Genomic DNA, 12,114 nt, shown 5'->3' on the forward strand with positions numbered 1-12,114 from the left:
GCCCCGCACTTCATACCATCAACCCTGCGCACCATCATTTGCCATTGTCCTTCGCGGCCGGTTTTTCCTCTGCTGGCGATTGTTCCTTAGATTTCGGCTGCAATACAACATGGACGCGTTTGCTGGCTGATTCTTTTTCTCCTGCTTTAACCAGTGAAGTTTTCAAATCGTATTCAATAAAGTCGCTGGAATAAGCTCCGCTGCCTTGCCACACGGTAGCTTTGCCGATCAAAATCAACAAATTCTTTTTAGGGTAATATTCGCCTGTTAACGCCTCACCGGTTATATCCTGATCGCCCTCGTTAGGCGTTTGTTTAAATTTTGCAAGATTACCTGTAAACACCATTTTATCAGCTTCGCCGTCTACAAAATAAACCACCAGCTTATCTGAGTTCACCCGAATACTGCCCTGAATTGATATCACATTACCCGTATAAGTACTGGTGGCTTTTACATCATCATAAGTCGCCGTATTTGAATCGATGATTATCGGCTGATCGCCGTCGCTTTCCAAAGCGTAAGCACCCGCACTATAAAGCGCCAATAACAGTAAACAGTAGCCGCTCCCACGTAACATGCGGCAGCGAAGGTTTTTATTTTGTTTCATAGTTACCCTTTACATTAGAGAGCAATTCCAGATGAATCGGTTTCGCAAAAGTCAGCTTCATACCGACGCCTGTAGTCCAATTTGGCAAGCTGATCAATTCTGCCCACGCATCCGTTTCCGCATAACTGATTTCCGGCTTTACTTTTAAGTTAAAAGTATGGATTTTAAGCGCCCTGACACCCTCAGCAGCAGGCCGGTCAACATAGACCTTACCGTTTAACAACAAATCCTTGCCATCAGCAGACAAAACTCCGGTTTCTGACTTAATTATCCACGGCGGTGTTTCTTCGTTATAAAAAGACATTAATGGGTTTACCATATGCGTAGTGCCGTCATCGCTGTAATGAATCATTTCATCAGCAATCAGTTTACTTTTCGGCCTGCCAAGCTCACTCATTTCCCATTTCGTATAGCCCTTACTGAAATAATCAGGACTATGGACTGGAACCGCTATACGACCAAGCTCATCCGAACCGGTCAATTTAATCAGCCACCAGCTCATTACCGCGATAATGATCAGGTATAAATAACTATAGTTTCCATTTAGTCTAGTCATATCAGGTATGCGTTCAAGACTTCATCAAAACTCCCTTGCGCCTGCATAATAAAATCACAGACTTCCCTCACTGCACCCTGCCCTCCAGGCAATGTCGTACACCAATCGGCGCGTTGCTTAACGGCAAAGTTGGCATCATTAACCGCAATCGACAGCCCCACTCTAGTCATTATCGGCAAATCCAACAAATCATCGCCGACATGTGCCGCCTGTTCGTGCGTTATGCCCATAAGCTCAATAATCTCATTAAACGCAGCGATTTTATTTTCATGGCCCTGATATACATGTTCAATACCCAGATTTTTCATTCGTAGCGCAACCGAGCTTGATTTTCTCCCGGAAATAACCGCAACCTCAACGCCGGTCTGCCGCAACAACTTGATACCGTGACCATCCCTCGCGTGAAACGACTTGTATTCGTTGCCCTCACTATCGAAAAACAACCTGCCATCAGTCAATACCCCATCCACATCGAGAATCAGCAATTTGAGTTTCCTGGCTTTTTCCAAAACGACCAAGCCGTGGCCTATGTCGGTCATCACACGATTCCTGCGCGAATCAGGTCATGCATATTCAAAGCGCCTATTGCTCTTTGCTGCCCATCAACAACAATTAATGCATTAATCTTTTTCCGCTCCATAATTTGCATGGCTTCAGCCGCCAGAATATCCGCCGAAATAACCGCACAATTCGGAGTCATAACCTCGGTGATAGCTGTCTTATGCACATCAAGATTTCTGCCCAGCATGCGCCGCAAATCGCCATCGGTAAAAATGCCGGTAACGCGATTATCCGCATCGACAATCGCCGTCATGCCCAGTTTTTTTTCGGTCATTTCCAGCAATGCATGACTGATAAGCGCAGACTCCGGAATGATAGGCACTTTTTCATCGGCATGCATAATATCGCCTACCATCAACAACAGTCGTTTCCCTAAACTGCCGCCGGGATGAGACAAGGCAAAATCATCGCGGGTAAAGCCCCGCGCTTCGAGCAAAGAAACCGCCAATGCATCGCCCATCACCAATGCCGCGGTGGTGCTGGAGGTAGGCGCGAGTCCCAGCGGACAAGCTTCTTGCTCAACAGCCACGTTGATATGAGTGGAGGCAAATTTGGCCAGCGTTGAGGTCGGGTTTCCGGTCATCGCTATTAACGGTACGCCCAGCCGTTTAATAATCGGCAATATCGTTAAAACTTCCTCGGTCTCCCCGGAATTTGATAACGCCAACACGACATCCTGCCGGGTAATCATGCCCAAATCACCGTGACTGGCTTCGCCCGAATGCACAAAAAAAGCAGGCGTTCCAGTACTAGCTAAGGTCGCGGCAATTTTACCGGCAATATGTCCTGATTTACCCATACCAGTAACCACAACACGACCCTTGCAATTGAACATCAACTTGCAGGCAACCACAAAATCATCATTAATTTGATCGGCTAATGCGGCAATCGCCTGTGTTTCCACTTGAATAACAGCTAAGCCCAATTTACGGAGCTTTTCATCATGTAATTTCATTTATCTGTATAAAAGTATGTTTAATCCGCTCAAGTTCAGCGTTTCAAACGAGCTTACCCTAGAAGGCTTATAACTGCATAATGATAAAGCATTTACTGCTTTATGGGACAGTTGAATGTAAATTAAAGCGAATTCTGACTATCGTCATCGTGCCCTGCAAACCTGTCGGTTGCAGCAACTAATGCATTGATCATTTCCTTACCTTGGGCAATATGCCCGGCATTGGGCAATACCACATATTCGGCATTCGGCAATACTTTATGCAGGCTGTAGCCGGCTTCAACCGGACAAACAAAATCATGGCGTCCATGAATGATAACCGTTGGAATTTTATCCAAGCAGGCGCAATTTTCCAGAATCCGGTTTTCTTCGGCAACTGCTCCATGCATTGCCCTACTTCCTGTATCCATGCAGTCACCAATAAAATAATGATGATTGGCATAATGTAATTCCATTCGTACCTGCTTAACCATTTCCTCCGTTGCATGTTCGCCTCTCGGACCCGGCTGATAATCATTACCTAATGATACCTGCGCGCCCCAAGCCATCCATTCCTTGGCAGCTCGCCTTTGCGCCAGCTCGTCTTCTCCCCATAATACATCGCATAGCCCTTGCACCAGATTACTGCCCCGACTTTGTTCCGGGATACTTTCAATCAACCGCTGCCATTGCTCGGGATAAATTTTACCTGCGCCATCTTTGGCAAACCAGTCCAAATCCTGCTGCCGCGCCAGAAATACCGCACGGATAATTAAACCCATTACTTTAGTTTTATGTTGCTGGGCATACAGTAAAGCCAGCGCTCCGCCCCACGAACCGCCAAACACCAGCCATTGATCAATAACCAGCTGATTACGAATACGCTCCATATCATCGATTAAATCCTGGGTAGTATTGTTTTCCAGCTCGCCAAAAGGCAACGACAAACCGCAGCCGCGCTGATCGAACAGAATAATGCGATAAAGTTTGGGATTAAAAAAACGCCGGTGATCGGGCTTGGTCCCGGAACACGGCCCACCGTGCAGAAAAATAACAGGAATGCCGTCAGGATTACCGCTTTGCTCTACATACACAGCATGTTTACTGCCGGTTTCAAGGAAAAACGTTTGATAAGGTGCAATCTCAGGATAAAGGATTTTCATGTCTTGTAGCGTCAAATTTGATTGATTTTCCGGCAAGAACCGGAAATGATGCTATTTTACCTTGAGCCTTTACCTTGCACCTCTTTTTAATTCACCAAGCATAAAAAAAGGGAGGGGTTTGAAACCCTCCCTTTATGCCCTTTTCGGGTTTCGCTAAGTATTTAAGCTTAGAATTTGAAACCTACAGAACCGCCCAATGTAAAGCCATCGGTATCAACGCCGTCAACATCATCAAAAGAATGATGGTAACGACCATCCGCACCAATGACAATACCTTTAAATAATTCATATTCTGCACCAGTACCGAACTGCATGCCGGTGTTCAGTACAGTGATCGCATCAGATGGAGGACTGATGATATTCATATCCAAACCAACTGGGATCAACCAAGGTCTGAATTTGCTGCCGTGCATGAATTTGATTTTTGGTGATGCACTGATTCTTAATTGGTTAACAGTCACGCGTTGCAATGATGGGGTTCCATGAAGAGCTGTAAGGGCTGTTCCCAAACCATTCACTTTATTGTCTGTTATTTCCGCATATTCAAGACCCAGTTCGATACCGAAAGAGGTATGATCCATCAAGCCAAACAAGTTATTGTTCATATTGAAATCGATAGCACCACCGTAATAAAACGCATCCTTATCAGTTTCACTGGTTAAAAGATCAGTACCTAGCCCTGAGCCAGCGACACCAGTAGTCGAGCCGCGGTTATCATTAAAATGCATCCAGCCGCCACGAACAGAGAACGTATGGTCTTTTGCTGCTACCGGTGCAGGCGCAGATTTAACGGACGTCATCCACTGATCCAGCTCTTGAACTTTACCGGCTTCTGCACTAGAACGAGGACGGCTTGTTTCCGCTCTTAAGCGGCTTATTTCGGCTTGCATGGCTTGCAGTTGTGCTTCCAATGCGTCAACTTTATTGTTCATACCCGCTACGTCAGCGTGATGCTGCGCCTTTGAGCCCGCAACAGCTTGCGGAGAAACCAATGCACCGGTCATTGTTAATGTTGCCGCCGCAATGCCCAGCGCTAATTTAGTTTTATTGATCATTTATCCCCCTCATGAGGTTATTATTTTATAATAAATTTGCTTTAATACAACAAATCTCATCTTCCGGAGATAATAGTAGCAGCTAAACCAAATCCCTACAAGTTTTAACGACATTTTTTTAATATTAATTAATCCTTATTTTTCAATGAGTATAAAGGATATTTTAACCTTAAATATTTTTCTGTATGCAAAAAACAACAAATTATTCAACTTATGCCTCCAAACCACAGTTAAAGATTCTTCGCACTTCTTTGCGCTAAATAAAATGAATTTATTGCCGAGCAATATGACAAAATTCGGTCACATCAAAATAATTACGACTTAGCTATTGATTCAATCAATTTTTAATCGCAGCTCACGCACTAAGTCAAAACCATATATATTGGCTTCAATAATTTATTTGAATCCGGGCAAATAGCTTGCTAATAGAAAGTTGGCCATAGCCGCGATTAGTTATAATTAACATTTTAGATCTACCCACCAACAAGAATATTTATTTTTGCATTAATTTTTACCAATACACATGACCAAAATCCCGGATATTACCATCATTGGCGGCGGCATTATCGGCTTGCTAACTGCCCGCGAATTTATTAAGACTGGCGCTACCGTCACGATTATTGAAAAAAATGAACTGGGTCAGGAGTCATCTTGGGCAGGTGGCGGCATTTTGCTGCCGCTTTATCCGTGGCGACAATCGGATGCGATCACCCGTCTGGTGTTACAAAGCCTAAAACTGTATCCGGCCTTGGCCTCGCAACTGACTGACGAAACCCTGATAGACCCGGAATGGAATCCCTGCGGTTTACTGATTGTTAAAAATCCTGATGTTACTGCGGCTGTTAACTGGTGCGATGCTAACGACATTTCATACCGACCCGCGGGTGCGGATTTTTTTAACATGCTTAATACAGTCCCCGACCAGCCGCTTTGGCTACCCGAGATTGCCCAGGCGCGCAATCCAAGACTGGTTAAATCGTTAAAACAAGACCTGCTTAACAAGGGTGTTACGCTAGTAGAACATTGTGAGTTAATGTCCATTAACCTCACTAAAAATCGCATTACCTCTCTCTATACCTCATCCGGTCAGTTCGCTGTCAATCAATTGATTGTTACTGCGGGCGCCTGGACAGGTCAATTATTCCGGCAGTTCTTTCCCGCCGCCATCGACGATGCCCCGAAAATAGCTCCCGTTAAAGGACAAATGCTGTTATTTGATGCCCAGCCGGAAACGCTGAGTTATATGGTATTGGATAACGATCAATATCTTATTCCGCGACGCGACGGCAAGATTCTGGCAGGCAGTACGGTAGAACAGGATGATTTTAATAAAACAACTACGACACAAGCCCGAGACCAGTTGAATGCATTTGCATTAAATTTGTTGCCATCGCTTAAAAATGCCCCACTGATTAAGCACTGGGCCGGATTAAGGCCGGGCACTGAGCACGGTATCCCGTATATCGACAAACATCGCGAGATCAGAAATTTATACATTAATGCCGGTCATTTTAGAAACGGTTTGGCGATGGGACCTGCATCGGCGCAGCTGATGGTCGATCTTGTTTTGGATCGGCCTACTGCGATAGCTCCGGAGCCTTATAAGCTAACCAGCGAACACTGATTTTTAATGGACGGCCAGTCGGTCGGCCGTTCTTTCCATGCCACCTTGCCTAACAACACGGTCACACAGATGAATCTTTATCCATTGCTACGCCCTTTGTTATTTTCCCTGGACCCGGAAACTGCTCACGAAGTGACGCTTAAACTGTTAAATGCGGCCTATATTTCGGGCCTATCAAAACTCATCTATCCGGAAATTGATAACAAATCCGTCAAGGTCATGGGACTGGACTTTAAAAACCCGGTCGGCCTTGCCGCCGGACTGGATAAAAACGGTGATTATATTAATGCGCTGGCCGCATTGGGCTTCGGCTTTGTGGAAATAGGCACGGTCACACCGCGGCCGCAACTGGGCAACCCGAAACCGCGCTTGTTTAGGCTGCCTGAGCATCAGGCGATCATCAACCGTATGGGTTTTAACAACTTGGGCATAGACCACCTGCTCACCCAAGCAAAACAAAGCCGTTATTCCGGCATTTTGGGCATTAATATCGGCAAGAATTTCGACACGCCGATCGAAAATGCAGCTGACGATTATTTGATCGGTTTACGCAAGGCCTATACCGCTGCCAGCTATATCACCATTAACATATCTTCGCCGAACACCAAGAACCTACGCCAGTTACAACAGGGCGATGAAATCAAAAGCCTGATTTTCGCTTTAAAAGAAGAGCAACTGAAACTGCAACAGGAACACGGCAACTACGTACCTTTAGCCCTGAAAATTGCTCCCGATCTGACAGCCGATGAAATAACCCATATTGCCAAGCTATTGTTGGAATTTGAAATTGACGGCGTGATTGCAACTAACACCACCATTGCCCGCGACATGATTGCCGACCACCCCCTTGCCAATGAAGCAGGCGGTTTAAGCGGCGCACCGGTTAAGGACAAGTCTACGTTTGTCGTGCGGGGATTGGCGGCGGAACTGAATGGCAAGATTCCGATTATTGCGGCAGGCGGGATTTTGAGTGCGGACGATGCGCAGGAAAAATTAGCAGCGGGAGCGAGTCTGGTGCAGATTTACAGCGGGCTTATTTATCGGGGTCCGCAGCTGATAGAAGATATTGTTAAGAGCTTATGATATAAAACCTATCACCACGAAGTTCACGAAGAAAACCAAGAAAAAACTTCATGTCTTTGTGGTGAATTTATCAATCCAGCTTTTTTATCCGGTTATTCCCCGGCAATCGACATCCGTTCAACCAGTATCGAACCGGTACGGATATTGCCGCGATAATCGACATCATTACCCACGGCAACAATATTTTTAAGCATGTCTTTCAGATTACCGGCAATAGTGATTTCCTCAACCGGATATTGGATCTCGCCGTTCTCGACCCAGAACCCGGCGGCACCGCGCGAATAATCGCCGGTTACCATATTGACTCCCTGCCCCATCAGCTCGGTGACCAGCAAACCGGTATTCAGTTCTTTTAACATTCCCTGATAATCGAACTTACCGGGATCAATCGTTAAATTATGCACGCCACCGGCATTGCCTGTGCTGTGCAGACCCAGCTTGCGGGCGGAATAGGTGCTCAACACATAACCGCGCAAAATACCTTCGCTGACGATATCCCGTGCCTGGGTCGCAACGCCTTCACCGTCATACGCGCCACTGCCCAAAGCGCCTTTTAAATAGGGCTGCTCATGGATGCGGACAAATTCGGGAAAGACCCGGGTATCCAACGCGTCCAGCAAAAATGATGATTTTCGGTACAAATTACCGCCGCTGATTGCGCCGATAAACGAGCTTAGCAAGCCGGAAGCGGTTTCTGCGCAATACAGCACCGGACATTGTCGCGTGCTTAAGCTGCGAGCCTGCAAGCGCCGAAGTGTGCGTTCGGCCGCTTTGTTACCCACATCAACAGCGGATTGCAAATCGCGCGCATTTCTTGCCACGGTGTACCAGTAGTCGCGCTGCATGCTATCGCCGCGCTGCGCCAATACCGAACAGCTCAAAGAGTGACGGGTTGAGGCATAGCCCTGAAGAAACCCAAGGCTATTGCCCATCACCCGGATGCCCTGATGCGTATCAACCGAAGCACCTTCGGAATTGCTGATTTCTGCATGATAAGATCGCGCGGCATCTTCGCATTCAACAGCCAAGGTAATGGCTCCATCGACACCGATATCCCACGGGTGGTTGAGGTCAAGGTCAGGAAACTCGGTAGCCAACAGCTCTGGCTCCGGCAATCCTGAATACTCGTCTTCACTGGTGTAGCGGGCGATACTGCACGCCGCGCTGACCGTTTCCTTGATCGACGCAGCCGACAAATCCGTAGTACTGGCAGAGCCTTTGCGCTGTCCAAAATAGACGGTCACGCCTAGTCCCTGATCGCAGTGATGCTCTATGGTTTCGACATCCCCAAGACGCACTGATACGGATAAACCGTTTTCCTGGCTCAAGCCTGCTTCAGCGGCGCTGGCGCCCTGCTTTGCGGCTTCGTCCAGAATGTTCTGAACGATAGTTTTTAAATGATTAATTTGTTCCTGATTTTGCACTGTTTTCTCTAATTCTGTGTAGGTCGAGTTAGCGTGACTTAACCCGGCATAAGCTTCGATTGTTGGATTACGCCACGCTCGGCAATTGCTCCCTGCATTACCCTACCGCCTGCATCCATGCAGTCGTAACCCCGTAACCCAACCTACAATCTTTTAAACGCTGGTCCCGCCAACCGTCAACCCGTCAATCTTCAATGTAGGCTGCCCGACACCGACCGGCACGCTTTGCCCGTCTTTGCCGCAACTACCGACACCACTATCCAGCTCCAGGTCGGTTCCAACCATGGATACTTTGGTTAACACCTCAGGCCCATTGCCGATCAAGGTTGCGCCTTTAACGGCACGGGTTATTTTGCCGTTTTCGATCAGGTAGGCCTCGCTGGCAGAAAACACAAACTTGCCCGAAGTAATATCTACCTGCCCACCGCCAAAGTTTTTGGCATACAGGCCTTTTTTTACCGATTTTATAATTTCTTCGGGATCATGCTGACCCGGCAGCATGTAGGTATTGGTCATACGCGGCATCGGCAAATGTGCATAGGATTCGCGCCGTCCATTACCCGTGGGATTAACGCTCATTAACCGGGCATTGAGCTGATCCTGCATATAACCTTTAAGTATGCCGTTTTCGATCAATACGGTTTTTTCCGTCGGCGTTCCTTCATCATCGATAGTTAACGAGCCACGCCGTCCTTGTAAGGTGCCGTCATCGACTACCGTACATAAATCCGATGCCACTCGTTCTCCAACGCGACCGCTGAATGCCGAGGTACCTTTGCGGTTAAAGTCGCCTTCCAGGCCGTGACCAATAGCCTCATGCAGCAAAATACCCGGCCAACCCGGACCCAGCACGACAGTCATGTTACCGGCCGGCGCATCGACAGCTTCCAGATTAACTAAAGCCTGTCTTACGGCCTCGCGGCCATATTCCAGCGCGATATCCCGGTCGATAAAATAATTGTAATCGCTACGCCCGCCGCCGCCCATGCTGCCCTGCTCGCGCTGACCGTCCTGCTCCACGATGACGGTTACGTTCATCCGCACCAAAGGCCGCACATCGGCAACCAGAGATCCGTCTTGCCTGGCCACCAGAATGTGCTCATGTACGCCGACCAGACTGACAATAACTTCTTCAATCCGACTGTCCAGTTTGCGCGTTTCGCTGTCAACCCTGCGCAATAAATCGATTTTCTGCTGATCCGGCAATGATTTTAATGGATTTTGCGTCGCGTAATGCTTTGACCAGTCGGCTGCTTTTATAGAGACCTTGCAATGCAAGGGGTCTGCCTCCTGTCCTTGCCGAACGATAGCTTTAACATTATTAGCCGCTTCCAGCAGCACCGGCAGTTCAATCCGGTCGCTGTAGGCAAAACCGGTTTTTTCGCCGAATACCGCACGCACCCCGGCGCCCTGCTCGATATTATGGCTGCCTTCTTTAATGATGCCGCCTTCCATGACCCAAGATTCGAAATGGCTGGATTGAAAGTAAATATCCGCCGCATCAACCGGTGAGCTGAGCAACCGGTTCATAATCTTTTCAATATCGCCATCCTGAATACCGGCAGGCATCAAGATAGCTTGTCTTGCAAGGTTTAGTATTTCCATCAATAAATCAATAATAAGGGTTTAGGGTAAAAGGCACAGGGACAAAGATACACAACGATGTTCTTTTCGCTTTTCGCCTTTCATCTTCTTCGTCAGTCTTCTTCCAACTTGTCGCGCAGCATATTAAACAATAGCTGCAACAGGTCTTCCGGGCCTTCGGCAGAAGGCTGCGGCGTACCGTCTTTAGCCGCACTGCTTTGTTCGGATGCATTGGCCAGGGTCGCGGTCACCGTTGTTTCTTCGCTCTCCGGCTTTATGGTTAACAGATAAATGGCTACATCATCGCTAAAAAAAGAGCTCGCTTTTGCAAAAAAACCGCTTGTATCCGCTGTTTCCCGAGTAACGTAATATAGGCCTTTATCACGTTCATGATCGGTTATTTTAATGCCGCTTTGCTTTAATGCCCGGCCTAAAGTATTCCAGGCATCGTCAAAAGGCTGCTTGATTGTCAATTGCGTTGGCGTGCTCAGATAGACATCCGAGCCTAAGCCTGTGCGGTCTTTTTTCTTCGGTATCGAACTGGTGTCGACAATACGCTGCTCCTTGGTCGGGCCGCTAGTCACAATTGGCGGACGTTCAAGGGCTTCAGTGTCGCGATACCGACTTTCTTCGGTAGTGGTTCCGCAGGAAGCCAGAAAACCGGCCAGTAATAAACTTTTAACTATTGCTTGCATATTATTCACAAAAAAAACGACGGTGGTTCAGCGCCGGAAATGCACCTCGCACTTTTTCCAGGCGTTCGATATCTATTTCCGCAGAGACGAAGCCACCGCCCGTCTTGTAGCAATCCAGCACCACACCCCACGGGTCAATAATCATGCTATGCCCGAAAGTTTTACGCCCATTCAGATGAAAACCGCCCTGATTCGGCGCAATCACATAACACAGATTTTCCACGGCTCGCGCACGCAACAGCAACTCCCAGTGAGCGGCCCCTGTTTCTGCAGTAAATGCAGATGGAATAATCAGTATTTCCATGCCCATTTTACGGAAAAACTCGGGAAAGCGCAGATCGTAACAGACAGCGATGCCCAGTCTGCCAAAAGGCGTGTCAATCACCAGAGATTCAGTACCCGGTTCAATGGAATCGGATTCGCGGTAAACGTCATCGCTGCCAGGAACGCTGACATCAAACAAGTGTACTTTATCGTAGCGTGCAACCCGTTCGCCCTGATCGTTATAAACCAAACAGGCCGCCCGCACTTTATTGCCGTCGTTACCCACTATCGGAATGGTACCGCCAACCACCCAAATGGCGTGTTTTTTAGCGACCGAGGCCAAAAAATTTTGGATAGGTCCTGAGCCATCGACTTCTTTTGCCTTGATTTTGTCCAGTTCATGATCGCCCATCAGGGCAAAATTTTCCGGCAAAGCCACCAATTTTGCACCCGCTTTGACCGCCTCCGCTATAAGCTTGTCGGCTTCCAGTAAATTAGCGCTGATATTGGGACTTGATGCCATTTGTATGGCCGCACATCTATTCATATTTATCTCTCTTTAAT

The 12,114-nt window shown here is 47.6% G+C and carries 12 protein-coding genes; 2 read left to right on the forward strand and 10 right to left on the reverse strand.

What is annotated here, in order from left to right; all coding sequences use genetic code 11:
- Positions 1-34: 34 nt before the first annotated feature.
- From lptA to Q8L79_RS01155, 6 genes are all read right to left on the reverse strand, one after another.
- Positions 35-607, reverse strand: a complete 573-nt coding sequence (gene lptA, locus Q8L79_RS01130; RefSeq protein WP_305267248.1) for a lipopolysaccharide transport periplasmic protein LptA — start codon at positions 605-607, stop codon at positions 35-37.
- Positions 594-1,163 carry an LPS export ABC transporter periplasmic protein LptC gene (gene lptC / locus Q8L79_RS01135; protein WP_305267249.1) on the reverse strand — a complete coding sequence of 190 codons (570 nt, stop codon included), beginning with the start codon at positions 1,161-1,163 and terminating at the stop codon, positions 594-596. Before lptC ends, lptA begins: the two co-directional genes overlap by 14 nt.
- Complete coding sequence (kdsC, locus tag Q8L79_RS01140) at positions 1,160-1,702, reverse strand: 3-deoxy-manno-octulosonate-8-phosphatase KdsC (protein WP_305267250.1); 543 nt, start codon at positions 1,700-1,702, stop codon at positions 1,160-1,162. The genes lptC and kdsC overlap by 4 nt, the downstream gene beginning before the upstream one ends.
- Positions 1,702-2,679, reverse strand: a complete 978-nt coding sequence (locus tag Q8L79_RS01145) for a KpsF/GutQ family sugar-phosphate isomerase (RefSeq protein ID WP_305267252.1) — start codon at positions 2,677-2,679, stop codon at positions 1,702-1,704. The genes kdsC and Q8L79_RS01145 overlap by 1 nt, the downstream gene beginning before the upstream one ends.
- A 122-nt stretch (positions 2,680-2,801) precedes the next feature.
- Entirely contained in the window at positions 2,802-3,821 is a 1,020-nt protein-coding gene (pip, locus tag Q8L79_RS01150; protein WP_305267254.1) for a prolyl aminopeptidase, read from the reverse strand.
- 167 nt (positions 3,822-3,988) lie between these two features.
- Positions 3,989-4,876 (reverse strand): hypothetical protein, encoded by an 888-nt coding sequence (locus Q8L79_RS01155; protein ID WP_305267256.1) that lies wholly within the window; start codon positions 4,874-4,876, stop codon positions 3,989-3,991.
- A gap of 523 nt (positions 4,877-5,399) precedes the next feature.
- On the opposite strand from Q8L79_RS01155, the gene thiO reads away from it, so the two are divergent.
- Both thiO and Q8L79_RS01165 read left to right on the forward strand, forming a co-directional pair.
- A complete protein-coding gene (thiO, locus tag Q8L79_RS01160) occupies positions 5,400-6,500 on the forward strand; it encodes a glycine oxidase ThiO (RefSeq protein ID WP_305267258.1) in 1,101 nt (366 codons plus the stop codon).
- 69 nt (positions 6,501-6,569) lie between these two features.
- Positions 6,570-7,583, forward strand: a complete 1,014-nt coding sequence (locus tag Q8L79_RS01165) for a quinone-dependent dihydroorotate dehydrogenase (RefSeq protein ID WP_305267330.1) — start codon at positions 6,570-6,572, stop codon at positions 7,581-7,583.
- A gap of 92 nt (positions 7,584-7,675) precedes the next feature.
- Here the strand turns inward: Q8L79_RS01165 and pmbA are convergent, their stop codons facing one another.
- From pmbA to Q8L79_RS01185, 4 genes are all read right to left on the reverse strand, one after another.
- Entirely contained in the window at positions 7,676-9,007 is a 1,332-nt protein-coding gene (gene pmbA, locus Q8L79_RS01170) for a metalloprotease PmbA (RefSeq protein ID WP_305267259.1), read from the reverse strand.
- 153 nt (positions 9,008-9,160) lie between these two features.
- Complete coding sequence (tldD, locus tag Q8L79_RS01175) at positions 9,161-10,612, reverse strand: metalloprotease TldD (protein ID WP_305267260.1); 1,452 nt, start codon at positions 10,610-10,612, stop codon at positions 9,161-9,163.
- Between the two features lie 92 nt (positions 10,613-10,704).
- Positions 10,705-11,286 (reverse strand): outer membrane protein assembly factor BamC, encoded by a 582-nt coding sequence (gene bamC, locus Q8L79_RS01180; RefSeq protein WP_305267261.1) that lies wholly within the window; start codon positions 11,284-11,286, stop codon positions 10,705-10,707.
- A 1-nt stretch (position 11,287) separates the two neighbouring features.
- On the reverse strand, positions 11,288-12,097 hold the full coding sequence (locus Q8L79_RS01185) for a carbon-nitrogen hydrolase family protein (protein ID WP_305267263.1): 810 nt from the start codon (positions 12,095-12,097) through the stop codon (positions 11,288-11,290).
- Between the last annotated feature and the right edge of the window lie 17 nt (positions 12,098-12,114).

The organism is Methylobacter sp. (assembly GCF_030680395.1).
Taxonomy (GTDB): Bacteria; Pseudomonadota; Gammaproteobacteria; order Methylococcales; family Methylomonadaceae; genus Methylobacter_A.

What these genes read in the sequence shown, in the direction of transcription:
- kdsC (WP_305267250.1), bottom strand. Translation starts at nt 1,702, where the DNA reads ATGACCGACATAGGCCACGGCTTGGTCGTTTTGGAAAAAGCCAGGAAA.
- Q8L79_RS01185 (WP_305267263.1), bottom strand. Translation starts at nt 12,097, where the DNA reads ATGAATAGATGTGCGGCCATACAAATGGCATCAAGTCCCAATATCAGC.
- Q8L79_RS01145 (WP_305267252.1), bottom strand. Translation starts at nt 2,679, where the DNA reads ATGAAATTACATGATGAAAAGCTCCGTAAATTGGGCTTAGCTGTTATT.
- lptA (WP_305267248.1), bottom strand. Translation starts at nt 607, where the DNA reads ATGAAACAAAATAAAAACCTTCGCTGCCGCATGTTACGTGGGAGCGGC.
- thiO (WP_305267258.1), top strand. Translation starts at nt 5,400, where the DNA reads ATGACCAAAATCCCGGATATTACCATCATTGGCGGCGGCATTATCGGC.
- lptC (WP_305267249.1), bottom strand. Translation starts at nt 1,163, where the DNA reads ATGACTAGACTAAATGGAAACTATAGTTATTTATACCTGATCATTATC.
- bamC (WP_305267261.1), bottom strand. Translation starts at nt 11,286, where the DNA reads ATGCAAGCAATAGTTAAAAGTTTATTACTGGCCGGTTTTCTGGCTTCC.
- tldD (WP_305267260.1), bottom strand. Translation starts at nt 10,612, where the DNA reads ATGGAAATACTAAACCTTGCAAGACAAGCTATCTTGATGCCTGCCGGT.
- Q8L79_RS01155 (WP_305267256.1), bottom strand. Translation starts at nt 4,876, where the DNA reads ATGATCAATAAAACTAAATTAGCGCTGGGCATTGCGGCGGCAACATTA.
- Q8L79_RS01165 (WP_305267330.1), top strand. Translation starts at nt 6,570, where the DNA reads ATGAATCTTTATCCATTGCTACGCCCTTTGTTATTTTCCCTGGACCCG.
- pip (WP_305267254.1), bottom strand. Translation starts at nt 3,821, where the DNA reads ATGAAAATCCTTTATCCTGAGATTGCACCTTATCAAACGTTTTTCCTT.